Annotated in this window: 13 protein-coding genes and 1 tRNA gene; 8 read left to right on the top strand and 6 right to left on the bottom strand. The window is 65.0% G+C overall.

Annotation, left to right across the window (positions count from 1 at the left end; genetic code table 11):
- Positions 1-23 precede the first annotated feature (23 nt).
- From A5785_RS04990 to A5785_RS23215, 3 genes are all read right to left on the bottom strand, one after another.
- Positions 24-608 carry a PadR family transcriptional regulator gene (locus tag A5785_RS04990; RefSeq protein WP_039856536.1) on the bottom strand — a complete coding sequence of 195 codons (585 nt, stop codon included), beginning with the start codon at positions 606-608 and terminating at the stop codon, positions 24-26.
- Positions 609-727: 119 nt separating this feature from the next.
- Entirely contained in the window at positions 728-2,440 is a 1,713-nt protein-coding gene (locus tag A5785_RS04995; RefSeq protein WP_064862091.1) for an ABC transporter ATP-binding protein, read from the bottom strand.
- A gap of 106 nt (positions 2,441-2,546) precedes the next feature.
- Complete coding sequence (locus A5785_RS23215) at positions 2,547-2,684, bottom strand: hypothetical protein (RefSeq protein ID WP_156527355.1); 138 nt, start codon at positions 2,682-2,684, stop codon at positions 2,547-2,549.
- Between the two features lie 325 nt (positions 2,685-3,009).
- Between A5785_RS23215 and A5785_RS05000 the strand changes: the two genes are divergently transcribed.
- Positions 3,010-4,257 carry a uracil-xanthine permease family protein gene (locus A5785_RS05000; RefSeq protein WP_039856549.1) on the top strand — a complete coding sequence of 416 codons (1,248 nt, stop codon included), beginning with the start codon at positions 3,010-3,012 and terminating at the stop codon, positions 4,255-4,257.
- 27 nt (positions 4,258-4,284) lie between these two features.
- Here the strand turns inward: A5785_RS05000 and A5785_RS05005 are convergent, their stop codons facing one another.
- On the bottom strand, positions 4,285-4,809 hold the full coding sequence (locus tag A5785_RS05005; protein ID WP_005207771.1) for a GNAT family N-acetyltransferase: 525 nt from the start codon (positions 4,807-4,809) through the stop codon (positions 4,285-4,287).
- A gap of 655 nt (positions 4,810-5,464) precedes the next feature.
- Here A5785_RS05005 and A5785_RS05015 point away from each other — a divergent pair.
- A complete protein-coding gene (locus A5785_RS05015; protein ID WP_005207770.1) occupies positions 5,465-6,499 on the top strand; it encodes a linear amide C-N hydrolase in 1,035 nt (344 codons plus the stop codon).
- A gap of 111 nt (positions 6,500-6,610) precedes the next feature.
- Entirely contained in the window at positions 6,611-7,111 is a 501-nt protein-coding gene (locus A5785_RS05020) for a hypothetical protein (RefSeq protein WP_005207769.1), read from the top strand.
- Positions 7,112-7,217: 106 nt separating this feature from the next.
- On the opposite strand, the gene A5785_RS05025 is transcribed toward A5785_RS05020, so the two are convergent.
- Positions 7,218-7,294: transfer RNA gene (locus A5785_RS05025), tRNA-Arg, on the bottom strand.
- Between the two features lie 220 nt (positions 7,295-7,514).
- On the opposite strand from A5785_RS05025, the gene ssb reads away from it, so the two are divergent.
- Positions 7,515-7,955: a single-stranded DNA-binding protein gene (gene ssb / locus A5785_RS05030; RefSeq protein ID WP_005207768.1), complete on the top strand. Its 441-nt coding sequence runs from the start codon at positions 7,515-7,517 to the stop codon at positions 7,953-7,955.
- A gap of 55 nt (positions 7,956-8,010) precedes the next feature.
- On the opposite strand, the gene A5785_RS05035 is transcribed toward ssb, so the two are convergent.
- Positions 8,011-8,868, bottom strand: a complete 858-nt coding sequence (locus A5785_RS05035; protein WP_197500799.1) for a formylglycine-generating enzyme family protein — start codon at positions 8,866-8,868, stop codon at positions 8,011-8,013.
- Positions 8,869-9,165: 297 nt separating this feature from the next.
- Here A5785_RS05035 and ettA point away from each other — a divergent pair, with 297 nt between their 5' ends.
- From ettA to A5785_RS05055, 4 genes are all read left to right on the top strand, one after another.
- A complete protein-coding gene (gene ettA, locus A5785_RS05040; protein WP_269449443.1) occupies positions 9,166-10,842 on the top strand; it encodes an energy-dependent translational throttle protein EttA in 1,677 nt (558 codons plus the stop codon).
- Positions 10,843-10,908: 66 nt separating this feature from the next.
- A complete protein-coding gene (locus A5785_RS05045) occupies positions 10,909-15,720 on the top strand; it encodes an NAD-glutamate dehydrogenase (RefSeq protein ID WP_039856547.1) in 4,812 nt (1,603 codons plus the stop codon).
- Between the two features lie 65 nt (positions 15,721-15,785).
- Positions 15,786-16,247, top strand: coding sequence for an acyl-CoA thioesterase (locus tag A5785_RS05050; RefSeq protein ID WP_005207764.1), 462 nt, complete (start codon positions 15,786-15,788; stop codon positions 16,245-16,247).
- Positions 16,244-16,945, top strand: a complete 702-nt coding sequence (locus A5785_RS05055; protein WP_064864767.1) for a hypothetical protein — start codon at positions 16,244-16,246, stop codon at positions 16,943-16,945. The genes A5785_RS05050 and A5785_RS05055 overlap by 4 nt, the downstream gene beginning before the upstream one ends.
- The last annotated feature ends 4 nt before the right edge of the window (positions 16,946-16,949 follow it).

The following is a 16,949-nucleotide window of genomic DNA, read 5'->3' on the forward strand; positions in this document are numbered from 1 at the left end:
TCGGGGATGGGGTGGGTTGGTGGTCAGGACTCGTTGCCGACGGATGGCGTCGACGCGGTGGATGTTCGACGCTGCTCGGCGTCGAGCGCGGTGATGACTTCGTCGCACCAACCGACAAAGCCTTCTTCGATGCGTACGCCGCCGCGGAGTACCAGGTACTGATGGAGGCGGCGGCCGGTCAGTGCCTGCGGGTCGGGGTAGTCGTCCTTCTCGAACGACTGGTAAAGGTGCAGTCGCGCAAGGTGTTCGGCGCGGTGCCTGCGGAGTTCGTCGATGACGTCGGTGAGGTCGGCGTGCTCTGCTGCTCGGATCTTGAGTCCGAGGTCGTCGCGGAGTTGTTGCATGGGCGTCGGCGACGAAACCCACTCGCGCAGTGCCTGACGGCCCGCGTCGGAGAGTGTGTAGACCTTCTTGTCCGGTCTGCCCTCCTGGGCGACGGGTTCGAAGCTCACCATGCCCTCGGCGTGGAGCTTGCCCAGTGTGCGATAGATCTGCTGGTGCGTCGCCGACCAGAAGTAGCCGATCGACCGGTCGAATTGCCTGCCGATCTCGTAGCCGGTGCCCGGGCGTTCGGAGAGCGACACCATGATCGCGTGTTCGAGTGCCACGACTCGACCGTACCAATGCACCTACGCACTATGCAATAGTGTGCATAGGGTTCTTGTTGCATAACCGGCCGAGTGTATTTCCCGCGTACATACAGGTCGGATGCGTGTGCACTATCGCGTCACGCCGGAGCGTTCTCCGGTTCCATCCACCGGCTCAGGTCGTAGAGATGCCCGTCGCGGAGTTCGATGATGCGGTCGGCGATCGCGGTGACCCGAGTGTCGTGCGTGATGAGCAGCGTGGTGCGCCCGTCGGCAAGCCGCCGGAGGGGGTCGAGGATTCGGCTCGTGGTCGCGGCGTCGAGACCCGACGTCGGTTCGTCGAGGATGAGCGCCGGAGTGTTCCGGAGCATCGCACGGGCGATCGCGATACGTTGCCGTTGACCACCGGAGAGCGTGAGGCCGCCGTCGTCGAGCCGGGCGTCGTAGCCGTCGGGCAATCTGCGGATGAACTCGTCGGCGTCGGCGGCCACCGCGGCGGCGATGATTTCTTCGCGAGTCGCGGCCGGCCGGCCGTAGGCGATGTTGTCGGAGATGCTGGCGCCCTTGATGATCGGCTGCTGGGGAAGCAACGTGATGTGATCGCGAATCCAGCGGCCGGTCAGGTCGTCGTAATCGACGTCGCCGATGGTCAGGTTCCCGGAGTCGGGATGTTCGAATCGGCACAGCAGCGACGCCAGCGTCGACTTTCCGACGCCGCTCGGTCCGATCAGTGCGGTGATGGTCCCCGGCGCGAGGTCGAGGTCAACGGCGTCGAGGACCGTCTGGTGCTCGCGCGCCAGGGTGACGTCGCGCAGCGCGATGCCGACCGGCGTCGTCGGGCGTAGTGGTGATCGAACGGTCGCGGGGATGTCAGCGAGTTCGACGCGTTCGACGGGTGCGACGTCGAGGACCTCGGCAACACGCTCGGCGCTGATCACCGCGGACGCGATGGCGATCCGGATGTCGGCCAGCTCCTGCATCTTGGGATAGAGCATCCCGAGATAGCCGGTGAGGGCCAGCAGCCCGCCGACGCTGAGCTGGCCCTGGCGTACCTGCCAGACGCCCACGATCGCGATGGCCAACGTGACGACGACCTGCCCGAAGCTCAAGATGCCGCCCAGTCCGGCCTCGACGCGGGTCTGCGCAAGGCGGGCGCTCATCCAGGTGACCCCGTGCCGGTGGAGTCGAGCGTGTTCGCGCCCCTGCTGGTTGTAGGCGACGGCCGTCTCGTGGCCGAGGAGTGCGGTTTCGACGGAGTCGGCGATGTCGCTGTTGGCGCCTCGTTCGTCGCGGGTGACGCGTTCCTGCCGACGGGCGAAGAATGCGGACAGACCCCACAGCGCCGGGACTGCGGCCAGCGCGACGAGCGCGACCTGCCAGCTCATGATGAGTGCGGCGACGACCAAGCCGATGGTGTGGGCCAGCGCGATCACGAACTGCATCACGCCTGTCCCGATCAGGTACTCGACCGCTTCGAGGTCGCCGGTGTGCCGGGTGACGAGATTGCCCAGGCCCAGCCGTCGATGCTGGACGGGGTGAAGGCGCTGGACGTGGTCGAAGAGTTGATCACGCAGCCGTAACACGACGCGTTCGGAGATGCCCACGGACACGACCTGACCGAAATAGTCTCCGCCGCAGGAGATTGCCGTGATGAGGAGCCAGAGGAGCGCAAGGCGTGCAAACGTGGTGACGCTGTTCGAGTCGAGCGCGCCGTCGATGACATCTGCGAGCACGAAGACGGCAACCACCTCGCATGCCGCAGCGATGCCGAGCAGGGTTCCCGCGAGGGCGAATCGTCTGGCCTCGCCTCGTACTGCGGGAGAGAAGCGTCGAAAAGCTTGTCGCGCGTTCATCGGACGTCCTTCTGTGTCGGTAGGCATGAGAACAGGAGCCGACTCGGGCGTCGATGGCGCTCATGGCGGCGTCGGACGTCCGTGTCGGCTCCCATGGGCCGGAAGGTCAGTAGACCCAGCGCCAGTCCCAGCGGTGCGCGCGTGCATTCCAGAAGCGCTGGCGACGACGGCGACGCGGCGGCTGCGGGGCAGGGGCCTGGCGCGGGCCGTTGTTGTTCTGCTGCGGAGGGGTGTTGATAGGCATGGGATCTCCTTCGTGACTACCTGCCGGCGGCGTTGCCGACGAGGAGAACACTATGGAGCTTCGCTGACCGCGCCCTGCGGCGACGCTGGGAGGCGGCTGTCAACGCAAAAGTGCTGTCCGACAGTGGGTTACCGATCGGCTCGGGGCCCGGGTATGCGCGGTCGCCAGTCTCGGTATGTCGGTAACCCGGCGTCGCGCTCTGCGATCCCGCAGACTGATTCTCGTGCGTAACGACGAAACTCGTGATGGCGACGGCGACAACGGTGGAGGGAGCGAGCGCGGGGGCTCCGGCGCCACCACGACGTCGCGACGACTGGCCGACAACATGGGATGGACACGCGTCGACGTCGACGACGTTGTCGGACCGGGGGAGCGGCTGTCGTGGCCCAAGACGGTGAGTATCGGCCTGCAGCATGTCGTCGCCATGTTCGGCTCGACGTTCCTCGTACCCGTGCTCACCGGATTCCCGCCTGCCACAACGCTGCTCTTCTCCGGGATCGGTACCGCACTGTTCCTCATCATCACCGGTAACCGGCTGCCGAGCTATCTCGGTTCGAGCTTCGCGATCATCGCGCCGGTGCTCGCGGCGACGGCGTCGAACGGGCAATCGTCTGCGCTCGGCGGAATCGTCGTTGTGGGTGCATTGCTCGCGTTGATCGGCGTCATCGTGCACTTCGCGGGCGTCCGATGGATCGACCTCGTGATGCCCCCGATCGTCACCGGAACGATCGTGGCGTTGATCGGCCTGAACCTTGCGCCATCGGCAAAGGCGAACTTCGAGAAGCAGCCGGTGACCGCGACGATCGTGCTGGTGTTGCTGGTCTTATCGATCGCGTTCCTGCGCGGACTGCTCGGACGACTGGCCATCGTATTGAGTGTGGTGATCGGCTATGTGGTGGCGTTGATCCGCAACGAGGTCGACACGAGCGCCATCCACGCTGCGAGTTGGATCGGCCTGCCCGATTTCCAGACCCCGACCTTCCACCTCTCGGTGATCCCGACGTTCTTACCCGTGGTACTCGTGCTGGTGGTCGAGAACATCGGACACGTGAAATCCGTGGCGATGATGACCGGAGCGAACTTCGACGACCGGATGGGCAGAGCGTTGTTCGCCGACGGACTGTCGACGATAATCGCGGGTTCGGGCGGAGGGTCGGCGACCACGACATATGCCGAGAACATCGGTGTCATGGCCGCGACCAAGGTGTATTCGACGGCGGCGTACTGGGTCGCTGCTGCTGCGGCGATCATCCTGGGGCTGTGCCCGAAGATCGGTGCCGTGATCGCGTCGGTTCCCTCCGGGGTCCTCGGAGGCATCACCACGGCGCTCTATGGCCTCGTCGCGATCATCGGTGTGCACATCTGGGTGACCAACCGCGTCGACTTCTCCCGCCCGATCAACCAGTTCACCGCCGCTATTCCACTGATCATCGCCATCGCGGACTTCAGTTGGACCATCGGCGACGTGAGCTTCGGCGGCATCGCGATCGGTGCGGTCTGCGCGCTGCTCATCTATCACACGATCCACCTCATCGGTGGGTGGCGCGGAACTGCGGGAGCGCGCGGCGCTTAGCTGAGAGGTGTTGTTCTCCAGGATGATTCACACGCCGAACGGCGCGGCGTAGTGCATGACTCCGGTCGGAAGCGGCTTGGTCTCGTCGAGTGTCAGGGCCATGACGGCATCGTCAGGGGCGTCGAATGGAACGGTGATCCCGTGTGTCGATGCGCGTTCGAACCCGAATCGCGGGTAGTAGTCTTCGTGCCCGAGCACGACGACGTGTGGTTCACCCATCTGCCTTGCGGCCTCGAGAAGTGCACGGTTGACGGCGCTGCCCGCACCGCGGTTCTGGAATTGCGGCAGCACCGACACCGGCCCCAATCCCAGGACCGGAGAGTCGTCGACGTAGCCTCGGGTCGCGACGCCATGCCCCACGACACGTCCCGTCTCGTCGGTGACGACGATCGACAGTCCGTCAATCCAGGCGGGGTCACGCCGTAAGCCGTCGAGGATCTCGGCTTCCTCCGCGGACGGAAACGCGGCGAGGGTGACCTCTCGAACGGTCGGTACGTCGGCCGGGGTCTCGCTACGGGTGTGCCACTGGGTGCCGGGGGTGTGCTCAGACATCAGTTGATGACGCTATCAGCGATGGGTGGCGGGCAACTGGACTCGGCAGGATCGGCCGGTCGAGCAGATCGCCAGATCTCGCGAGAGAATCGACGCCCTCCGCGCCTTGGCGATAGGTAACAAAGTGACTGACAAGGCACGGTAAAAGCCTGGCGCGAATCCGCCCGCCCTACGTGGCCTCGACGCGGAATTGCGCTCATTCGACGTGTTTTCCACACACTGATGTCGCGAATTTAGCAATGAGCGCAAGTCGTCGATTTACATGGTCCACAGTGGTTACGGATTCACGCTCATCTGGTCGCAAACCATGGCATTGAACGTGACGAGTCGAGGCCCGTACCGACGAGCTGATCGTCGAAATATGTTCGGCGATAGGGACATTCGGCCCTTTTCTGGACTTGCCTACGACCTCATCTGGTTGGATGCGGACGTGAGGAGACTCATCGCCAGACTCTGCCACGGACACTCATCGGTCGTCGATATCTGGGACCAAGGTCCTGACAACAGCACAATTCGGGACGCATTGCCACCGAATGGTGACAAGACGTGCCTGATACGGCACAGAATCCAGCATACCCAGCTTAAAGTAAAGGATATGGCCCACGCTTGTTTGTAGGTCAGGCAGTCTCTTCCTATTGAAAGTGGTGGTTTCACAATGTGCACCCGAGTGATTTGGCCAGATGCCGCGGGAGCAGTTCTCGTCGGACGCAACATGGATTTTCACAAAGATCTGATGACCAACCTCTGGACTCAGCCCAAGGGTATTTCTCGAGACGACGGCGTGGAGGGCAAGCTGACGTGGACGTCGAAGTACGGCAGTGTCATCGCCGCGGCCTACGACATCATTTCCGTCGACGGTCTCAACGAGGCGGGGTTGGCGGGCCACATCCTGTGGCTGGCCGAATCGACCTATGGGACCCGTGATGAATCACGGCCGGCGCTGAGTCAGGCGGTGTGGCTGCAGTACTTCCTCGACAACTTCGCCACCGTGGACGAGGCCGTTGAATGGATCAACAGCACCGATGTGCAGGTCATCCAGATGCCCGACCCCACCGGCGGCAAACCGCCCGCGATTCACCTCGCACTCGACGACAAGACCGGCGACTCCGTGATCATCGAGTACCTCGACGGTCACGCCAAGGTGTATCACGATCGGTCCTACCACGTGATGACCAATTCACCCACCTACGATCAGCAACTCGAACTGCTGAAGAGGTGGGAGGGCCTCGGGGGCGACGCGCCACTCCCCGGCGACACCCTCGCCGAGCACCGCTTTGCGCGTGCCGCGTACTACGCGAGCCGTCTGCCGAAGCCGGCGAGTCAACTCGAGGCCATCGCGGGCATGTTCAGCGTGATCCGCAATGCCGCGCAGCCCTTCCGTATCCCCGATCCCGGCAAACCCGATGCCTCACAAACGATTTGGCAGACAGTCAGCGATCTCACCAACGGGCGATTCGTGTACGACTCCACCACTCGGCCGAACATCGTGTGGGTTGATATCGCTGATCTGGACCTTTCCGAAGGCGCTCCGCAACTCAAGCTGGATCTGCTCAGCAAGCTCTCTCTCGAGGGCGGGATCGCAGGCAACGTGAACGAGCATTTCGAAGACAAGGGTCCGATGACGTTCCTGTCCTTCGCGCTTCTCAAGCAGTTGGAGGACGCCGAGAAGGGGCAGAAGGCAACGGCATAACCCACTGGAATCGATCACGCCGATGGGCACTCGTCCATCGGCGTGATCGATTTCGGTGTCGCAGGCCAGCGCTTCTCGATGCCAACAGTGGTGCCATGACAAGCTCGTCGGATGAGTCCGACAAATGGTGCAGGCAATCTGCCTCCGATTCAGATCGAATGGACCGCGCGGCAAGGCGACGCCCGACGCGCCACATTGTCGTCGCTCGCAGCGCCTCGCCTCTGGGCGCGCACTGTCGGTATAGCCGCGGTCTTCGCGACGATCTTTGCCGCGGTGTGTATTGCGACGGGCAGCGGGTGGTCCTTGGGACTGCTGATCGGTGTGAGCGTGTTCCTCGTGTGCTCGGTTGCATGGATCGGCGCCGCGCTGATCGCTGGCCACGTCCAGAACCGCAAGATCCTCGCCCCGGGCGCCACATGGGGAGCGGGCGCCGACGATGAGTTCCTGCGCGTCGACACGCCGGCGTCGACGGTGTTGTTGCGGCGCGACAGCATTCGATCGGTGACGCCAGTCGGCGGGCAACTCGTGCTGGTGAAGGCGTCGCCGGAGAGCATCAGATTGCTGCCCGCACCGCTGTTCGCGCAACCGGTGTGGACGCTCGAATCTTGCTGATGACCGTGCCCGACGGCGTGATGAGCGGTCTTCGGTGCGCCCGCGTGAATCTCTCTCAAACCACTCGAGTGGGCGCACACCGGCCGGAGGCCGGCAAGGATGTGACTGGTGCCCCCGGCAGGACTCGAACCTGCGACCTAGGGATTAGAAGGCCCTTGCTCTATCCACCTGAGCTACGGAGGCGAAACCGACACGCAGAGTGTACGGCAGCGAGCCGGGTGCCCTGACTTCGGCCGTATTCGGTGACGTTGGCCGTATCCACAGGCGGAGTCCTGTCCACAGCTTGGTCTCGCGCTCGGTGTCGGGAGCTTGTTCTCCGGAATGCTCACAGTCAGCCATCTCAGCCCGAGTTCGGAAACTCGGTGCCTGCAGCGGATGGCACCTCACGGCAGGAGCGGAGCAAATGTACGAAACGTATTCGACGATCGTGGGCCGAGTGATCTCCGACCCCAGGCGCAACCGCATGGCGAACGGCGACGAGGTGATCTCGTTCCGCATGGCCAGCAACACGCGTCGACGAGACCGCGCAACAGGCGAGTGGATCGACGGGAACAGCTTGTTCCTGACCGTCTCGTGCTGGCGGCGGCTGGTCGCGGGCGTGGCGTCCGCGGTCGAGAAGGGGCGGCCGGTCATCGTGCACGGGGCAATTCACACGAACAGCTACACGACCAGCGGCGGCGAATCGCGCACGGAGCTGGAGATGATCGCCGACTCGGTCGGCCTCGACCTCGCACGCTGCGTCGTCGAGTACCGCGGTCGCGGCGATGTCGCGGCTCCTCAGTCTGCGGATACGCAAGCGTCGGGCGTCGCCGCACCCGACGATGCGGCTGGCGCTGCGGCGTGACCGAGTGGTCGCCACGGTGAATGCGGGAGGGGTGTGTTCATCGGGGCGGGACTCGTCATGAGGCGATAACGTCTGCGGCGCAACGGAATCCGAGGTGCGACGTCGCCGAGTCGTCGGATTGTGGAGAGCGGGCGGCGGGTCGGTAGCGTCGGCAGTACTGCGGTGAGCACAGGTGCGAGCCGCCCTTCGTGACACGCGTGACCTGTGGAGATGTGGTGGGCGTCAAGAGGTCCGGCCGACCGTCGGGGGAGACCGTCGCAAGATCGGGCGGGACGTGGCGCGGAGTGAAGACGTCCGACGTGCGCTCCCAGACGTTGCCGATCATGTCGAGGAGTCCGAAGCCGTTCGGTGGATAGCTCCCCACCCTCGACGTTCCGCTCCAGCCGTCGCTCGCGTACGGGAAGTTGCCGATCCACGTGTTGGCGAGAATCTCACCCTCGGGGTGCAACTCGTCGCCCCACGCGTACTCGTGTCCGACGACGCCGCCACGTGCGGCGTACTCCCACTCGGCTTCGGTGGGGAGTCGACGGCCCGCCCACGCGGCGTAGGCGACGGCGTCGGCGTACGCGATCTGGGTGACGGGGTGGTCGTCGTGCCCGACGATGTCGGTCGCGGGTCCGAGCGGGTGACGCCACGACGCTCCCGGCTGCCATCGCCACCACGCTCGCCAGTCGGTGAGGTCGACGGGGCCGGCCGTCGGTGTGAAGACAAGGGCACCCGGAACGAGCATCGCTGGGTCGGAGCCGGGGAAATCGACGGGGTCGATGTCGCTCTCGGCAACGGTCACGTACCCGGTGTCGCTGACGAACGCCGCGTACTGCGCATTGGTCACCGGATGCCGTTCGATCGCGAAAGCGCCGACGCGACGCTCATGTGCGGGACGTTCCTCGGGGTAGAAGCGATCCGAACCCATACAGAAGACGCCGCCGGTGAGCTCGACAAGCTCGGTCAGCGGCGCAGAGGCGGTCACCCTCTCGATGGTGCCAGTGATCGTGTTCGCACGTCTGCGGCGATCGCGGCGCCGTGTTCGCGGGCGGGCGGGTCCGACTCGATCACGGCCATGTGGGAGAGTGTCGCGCCACGTCGATAGAGTGGTACGCGACGTTGCGCCGAGAGCCTGCCGTGTCGCCGGAGGGCGATACCCCGCATGCACTCTCCGGTATCGGAGCTCGAGCGCAGATGACCACAAAACCGCAGGTGAGGACATTACGTGGCTGGCGAGTTTATTTACACGATGAAGAAGGTGCGCAAGGCGCACGGTGACAAGGTCATTCTCGACGACGTCACCATGTCCTTCTACCCGGGCGCCAAGATCGGCGTCGTCGGTCCCAACGGTGCCGGTAAGTCGTCGATCCTCAAGATCATGGCGGGAATCGACCAGCCGTCGAACGGCGAGGCATTCCTCGACCCGGAGGCCACCGTCGGCATTCTGTTGCAGGAGCCGCCCCTCAACGAGGAGAAGACGGTCAAGCAGAACGTCGAGGAGGGGATGGGCGAGATCAAGCAGAAGCTCGACCGCTTCAACGAGATCGCCGAACTGCTCGCCACCGACTACTCCGACGAACTCATGGAGGAGATGGGCAAGCTCCAGGAAGACCTCGACAACGCCGACGCCTGGGACCTCGACTCGCAGATCGACCAGGCCATGGACGCACTGCGCTGCCCGCCCGGCGATTCCCCTGTCACCCACCTCTCGGGTGGTGAGCGCCGTCGCGTCGCGTTGTGCAAGCTGCTGCTGTCCAAGCCCGACCTGCTGCTGCTCGATGAGCCGACCAACCACCTCGACGCCGAGAGCGTGCTGTGGCTCGAGCAGTTCCTGGCGTCGTACCCCGGCGCAGTCCTCGCGGTGACGCACGATCGCTACTTCCTCGACCATGTGGCCGAATGGATCTGTGAGGTCGACCGCGGCAAGCTGCACCCGTACGAGGGCAACTACTCCACCTACCTGGAGAAGAAGGCCGAGCGTCTCGAGGTCCAGGGCAAGAAGGACCAGAAGCTGCAGAAGCGGCTCAAGGAAGAGCTCGCTTGGGTCCGTTCGGGCGCCAAGGCCCGTCAGACGAAGAACAAGGCCCGCCTCTCGCGGTACGAGGAGATGGCAGCGGAGGCCGAGAAGACGCGCAAGCTCGACTTCGAGGAGATCCAGATCCCGACGCCGCCGCGTCTGGGTGACGTGGTGGTCGAGGTCGCCAACCTCGACAAGGGCTTCGACGGTCGCGTGCTGATCAAGGATCTGTCGTTCACGTTGCCGCGCAACGGAATCGTCGGTGTCATCGGACCCAACGGTGTGGGTAAGACGACGCTGTTCAAGACCATCGTCGGACTCGAGGAGCCCGACTCCGGCTCGGTGAAGGTCGGCGATACGGTCAAGCTCAGCTACGTCGACCAGAACCGCGCCAACATCGACCCGAAGAAGAACGTGTGGGAGGTCGTCTCCGACGGCAACGACTACATCGAGGTCGGCCAGAACGAGATGCCCTCGCGTGCGTACGTCAGCGCCTTCGGCTTCAAGGGTCCCGATCAGCAGAAGCGGGCAGAGGTGCTCTCCGGTGGTGAGCGCAACCGCCTCAACCTGGCGTTGACGCTCAAAGAGGGCGGCAACCTGATCCTGCTCGACGAGCCGACCAACGACCTCGACGTCGAAACCCTCGGCTCGCTCGAGAACGCCCTGGAGTCGTTCCCGGGATGTGCCGTGGTGATCAGCCACGACCGGTGGTTCCTCGACCGGACCTGTACCCACATTCTGGCGTGGGAGGGCAATGTCGAAGAGGGACAATGGTTCTGGTTCGAAGGCAACTTCGAGGCGTATGAGGCGAACAAGGTCGACCGGCTCGGACCCGACGCCGCGCGTCCGCACCGGGTTACTCACCGGAAACTCACTCGCGACTGAATCGCGTCACTACCATCGCGGTAGGGCTCGAATCGGAGATCATCTCCCAATCTCCTTGAAGTGAAGGTGAGTGCGTTGTCTCAAGAGAGTGCTCTGTTGCCTGCGGCGGTCAGCTGCTATCTCAACGCGAGCAACCCTCCGGGCGACGCGCACCACCCGACGACGGGTTCGGGCGGTGGTCTCACCGACGCGACCGACCTCGACGCGATCGACGATGCCGATCTGAACCGCGTTCGTCGACACGTCGGGTTGGCGTCGACGCGATCAGCGGGGCAGTGCCTGGTCGACGTGAGCTCGGGACCGTCGGGAACCGAGATCGTCGTCGTCAACGACGACATGCCACTGCTGGTCGAAGCGGTGCTGACCGTCGTCGAGGCGCACGGACTGACCGTCAGCCGCATCGACCATCCGGTGATGGCGGTGGCGCGCGACGAGGCAGGCACGCTCAGCGACATCGGCGCCGGACCAGACCGCTCAACGGAGTCGTGGATCTACGTGGTCGCGATGTCGGCGAAGGGTGAGGTCGACACCGAGGCCTTGCGTACCGAACTCGTCGACGTCATCGCCCGTGTGGCCGACGTGGACCGCGACGCGGTGGATATGCGCGGCCGCCTGTCGACCTGCGGTGCCGACTGCGCCGTCGCCCCGACCACCGCGCAATCGGGCATAGCCGCCGTCGACCGGTACGAGTATTCACGCCTTCTCGACTGGTTCGCGGGCAACCACTTCGTGCCACTCGGCTACCGCAGGGTGGGCATCGACGGCGCGGTCTCCGACGGCCGGGGTCTGTGGCGGGGCGACTCACTCCTCGACCTCACCCAGGCGCGCGACTTCGGGGTGCTCACGCAGCCGCCGCTATTGCCGCGTGTCTCGCGGGTCTATCTCGAAACCGGCGTGCAGCGGTCGAACTATCCGATCCTGATCCAGATTCCCGAGTTCGACGCCGCCGGAACGCATGTGGGAGAACACCGATTCCTCGGCACCTTCACCTCGTCCGGCCTGCACCAGACGATCCTCGACGTCCCCGTGCTGCGCGGCAAAGTGCACGAGGTGATCCGCCGCGCCGGCGTCGACGAGGATTCGTTTGCCGGTCAGTCGATGATCGAACTGCTGCAGAACTACCCGCTGGTGGAGATGTTCGCGTCGTCGGATGCCGAGTTGAGCCGTCGGATCGGCGAGATGTTCGACGCCGTCGCCACCCGAACCCTGCGCGCGTTCGTCCGCGTGAACCCGCAGGGCAGTACCGCCACCGCGCTCATCTATCTACCTCGCGACAGGTACAACACGCAGAACCGCCTGGCGCTGCAGAACGTCGTCTCAGAACAATTGCATGGCACTGCGCTCGAGTACTCGGCACGTGTCAGCGAGATGCCCCTCGCGCAACTACAGGTGATGGTCCGCGTCGACGAATCCGACGCCGCGCGACGCGGCACCTTCGACATCGGGACGCCCGAACAGAGCGCCATCCAACACGAACTGGCACAGTCAATCCGGACGTGGGACGAGCGGTTCCGCGAAGCGGCGGGCGGACTCGACGCGGCGTCGGCCAGGCTTCCCGTCGGCGGCGTCGACGCCCTGTTTCGGTTGCTTCCTGCGCTGCCCGAGGATTACAAGGACCAGCGCGAGCCGTCGGACGCACTCGCCGACCTCATCCGTGTCGCCGATCTCGACGCCGGCGACATCGCCGTGGCGCTGGCGCAGACCGGCAGCGAGCCCGGGGCGCTGTGGAAGTTCACGCTGTATTTGTGCGGCGGCGCAGCCACCTTGACCGACGTGCTGCCGGTGCTCCACAGCCTCGGCCTCGACGTCGTCGACGAGCATCCGTACCGCCTCGTGCGGCCTGACGGGCAGGTCTGCCACGTCTACGAATTCAGTGTCGCGTTGGCCGACGGGATGTCGGTGGATCTCGACTCCGCCGACGACCTCGACGGGCGGTTCACCGATGCCTTCGTGCAGATCTGGCGGCAACGCGCAGAGGTCGACGCCTACAACGAGCTGATCATCAGGTGCGGCCTCGACTGGCGTTCCGCGGCGATGCTTCGTGCGTACGGTCGGTACCTGCGCCAGTGCGGCTTCTCGTACAGCAACACCCTGGTTGCGCACACCCTCGGCGAGTACCGCGATGTCACGCGGGGACTGGTCGAGCTGTTCGAGGCGTCGTTCGACCCCGACCACGCCGACGAACAGCAGCGCGACCGTGCGGCAGCTGCGCTCAGCGACGACATCGGCAAGGTCCTCGGACTCGAAGCCGACCGCATCGTCTCGGCGTTCTCGGCCGTCATCGGGGCGACGTCGCGCACCAACTTCTACGTCCGCGACGACGACGCCGACCGACCGGTGATGTCGTTCAAGTTGCGGCCCAGGGAGATTCCGCAAACGCCCGAGCCGCGGCCACTGCACGAGATCTTCGTGTACTCGCCGCGCGTCGAAGGGGTGCACCTGCGTTTCGGTGCCGTTGCCCGCGGCGGACTGCGCTGGTCGGATCGACGCGAGGATTTCCGCACCGAGATCCTGGGTCTGGTCAAGGCGCAGGCCGTCAAGAACGCGGTGATCGTGCCCGTCGGCGCCAAGGGCGGATTCGTCGTCAAGCGGCCGCCCGCACCGACCGGTGACGCCGCCGCGGACCGTGACGCCACGCGCGCCGAAGGTATTGCGCAGTATCGAGATTTCATCTCCGGCCTGCTCGACGTCACAGACAACCTCGACCAGCACACCGGTGCGGTCATCCCCGCGAGGTCGGTGGTGCGTCGAGACGGTGACGACACGTATCTCGTCGTCGCTGCGGACAAGGGCACGGCGTCGTTCTCCGATATCGCCAATGATGTTGCAGCGCAGTATGATTTCTGGCTCGGGGATGCTTTTGCCTCGGGTGGTTCGGCGGGCTACGACCACAAGGCGATGGGCATCACCGCGCGAGGCGCATGGGAATCGGTCAAGCGTCACTTCCGTGAGATGGGCGTCGATACCCAGTCGCAGGACTTCACCGTCGCCGGTATCGGCGACATGAGCGGCGACGTGTTCGGCAACGGCATGCTGTTGTCGCAGCACATCCGTCTCGTCGCGGCGTTCGACCACCGGCACGTGTTCGTCGATCCGAATCCGGACGCCTCGTCGTCGTATACCGAACGCGCACGGCTCTTCTCGTTGCCGCGCTCGTCGTGGGCCGATTACGACACCTCGCTCATCAGCGAGGGTGGCGGGGTCTGGTCGCGAGAGACCAAGTCGATTCCGATCAGTGAACAGATGCGCACGGCACTCGGGCTCGACGTTGGTGTCGACGCGTTGTCGCCTCCGGAACTGATTCACGCGATCCTGCTGGCGCCAGTGGACCTGCTGTGGAACGGCGGCATCGGCACCTACATCAAGTCGTCATCCGAATCCGACGCGCAGGTGGGGGACAAGGCCAACGATGCGATCCGTGTCGACGGAGATCAGTTGCGCGCCAAGGTCGTCGGCGAAGGCGGCAACCTCGGCGTGACCGAACGCGGTCGGATCGAGTTCGACCTCGCTGGCGGGCGCATCAACACCGATGCGATGGACAACTCGGCGGGCGTCGATTGTTCCGACCACGAGGTCAACATCAAGATCCTGCTCGACTCCGCGGTCTCAACCGGCCAACTCGTGGCTGCCGACCGTGATCCGCTGCTGGAGTCGATGACCGACGAGGTCGCCGATCTGGTGTTGGCCGACAACGTGTCGCAGAACTCCGAGCTCGGTTTCTGTCGCGCGTACTCGCTCGAGCGCGTCGATGTGCATGCCCGCCTGCTCCACGAGATCGCCTCGCGCGGCGTCGATTTGGCTCTTGAGGCGCTGCCGACACCGCAGCAGTTGATCAAGCGGCTGCATTCGGATGTGCACCGCGGGCTCACCTCGCCCGAACTCGCGACGCTGATGTCGCACGTGAAGTTGATCGCCAAGGACGACCTCCTGGGGGGTGACCTGCCCGAGAACGATGTGTTCGAGGGTCTGCTCGCCGAGTACTTCCCGCTTCCGCTGCGCGAACGTTTCGCAGACGGCATCCGTGCGCACCGACTGCATCGCGAGATCGTCACCACCGTCCTCGTCAACGAAGTCGTCGACAGGGCGGGCATCACGCACCTGTTCCGGCTCGGAGAATCGACGGGCTCGACGACCGAGGAGGCCGTGCGGGCGTACGTGGTTGCCGACCGGGTCTTCGGACTCTCGGATCTCTTCGCGCGCATCCTGCATGCCGACGCTCCGGTGGAAGCCATCGACGAGATGATGCTCTACGAGCGGCGACTGCTGTTCCGGGCGTCGAGATGGCTGCTGGCGTTTCGCCCGCAACCGCTCGCGATGGCGGCGGAGATCACCCGCTACGCCGAGCAGGTGGCTGAACTGACCGCACTGATCGACAGTTGGTTCGGCGCGCAGTCGGCCGCCGACGTCGAGCGGCGCGTCGAGCACTACCGCGAGCTCGGTGTCGAGACCGACCTCGCCCACGACGTCGCGATCAGTCTTCATCGGTTCTGCCTACTCGACATCGTCGACGCCGCCGAGATCGCCGACCGCGATCCCGTCGAGGTCGGCGAGCTGTACTTCGCGATCATGGAGCATTTCGGACTCGAGGAACTGCTCACCGCGGTCTCGACGCTCGAGTACGGTGACCGCTGGCATGCGTTGGCGCGCTTGGCTCTTCGCGACGACATGCACGGCGCGCTGCGTGCCCTCACGCTCACGATCCTGCAGAGCAGCGAACCCGACGAGAGCGCGGCCGAGAAGATCTCCGAGTGGGAGTCGTCGCACTCGTCGCGGCTGTCTCGGGTGCGCTCGATGCTCGCCGATATCGAGCAGGGTCCAGAACTCGACCTCGCGACGCTGTCGGTTGCGGCGCGGCAGTTGCGCAGCCTCATCAGGTGACGAACCTCGTCAGTTGACGACGATCGGCCCTCTCACGGGGAGGTGTCGCGAACGAAAGGACAGTCGTGCTCTACGAGGACGAGGGAGTCAGGACCGACGCCGGTTACGTGGTCAAGGTTCCCGTCCGCTGGTCGGACATGGATGTGTTCGCGCACATCAACCACGCGCGCATGGTGACACTCATCGAAGAGGCTCGGATTCCCTGGCTCTTCTACGACGGGCGACCCACAGCCGACCTGCGTCGCGGCTGTGTCGTCGCGGACCTGCACGTCAAGTATCGCCAACAGGTGCGCCACGACGAGGGGCCGATCGTCGTGACCATGTTCGTCGAGAAGGTGCGCGCCGTCGACTTCGTCGTCGGATACGAGGTGCGTCCAGACGCCGCGTCGCCGACCGACAAACCCGCCGTCACCGCGACCACCCAACTCGTCGCATTCGACGTCGACGCACAGCGGCTGCGGCGACTGACCCCGGACGAGCGTGAGTACCTGGAGAGTTTTCGCCGCACCTCGGACGACAGCGCGTGACCGCGTTACCCGAGCGGTTCGTCGTCGCTGCCGGCCCCGACGACCGCAGGGACGCACTGGCCTTCCTGACGCGCGCCATGCGACTCGACGAGGCCGCGGTGATCAGAGTGGTGCAACGGTCTGACGGGCTACTCGCGTTCTGGGCACATACCGGGTTCGACGTCCTGGTCACCCGGTCGATCTTCGGCAGTGCTGCGCCGTCGGACATCGTCGTCGACGCGGACACACTGCGGGGCCGGTTGAGCGACGGTACGGCGGGTGTGCCGGTGGAGCCGGGGATGTCACTCGACTCCGCGTGGCGTGGTGCGCTACCGCTGCGCAGCGGCTACCGGCATCTCGACGACGTCCCAGCGCGGACCGTTGTCGAGTTGACGCGCGAGGGAGCACGCCTCGCACGCGAAGAGGGCAGCAACTTCGGGCCTGCGACGGGCCTGCTTGATCAAGGCGTACTCGACGTCTCGTCGGCCGACGGGGCACTGAATGCCACGGTCTCGCTGCGCTCGTTGTTCGCGCTCACCGCAATGGGTTTCGTGCGCGACGCCGACGGCCACGAGGTCACCGAGACATCACCGATCGACGCCATCGGCGCCACCGAACCTGTGCGCGTGCGCATTTCGGCAGCGTGGATTCGGATCGACGCGCGCTACGGTTCGGTGTACCAGCGCAGGCACCGCGACCTCGATGTCACGGTTGTCTGAGCTG

The organism is Gordonia sp. 852002-50395_SCH5434458, from assembly GCF_001665905.1.
Lineage (GTDB): Bacteria > Actinomycetota > Actinomycetes > Mycobacteriales > Mycobacteriaceae > Gordonia > Gordonia jacobaea.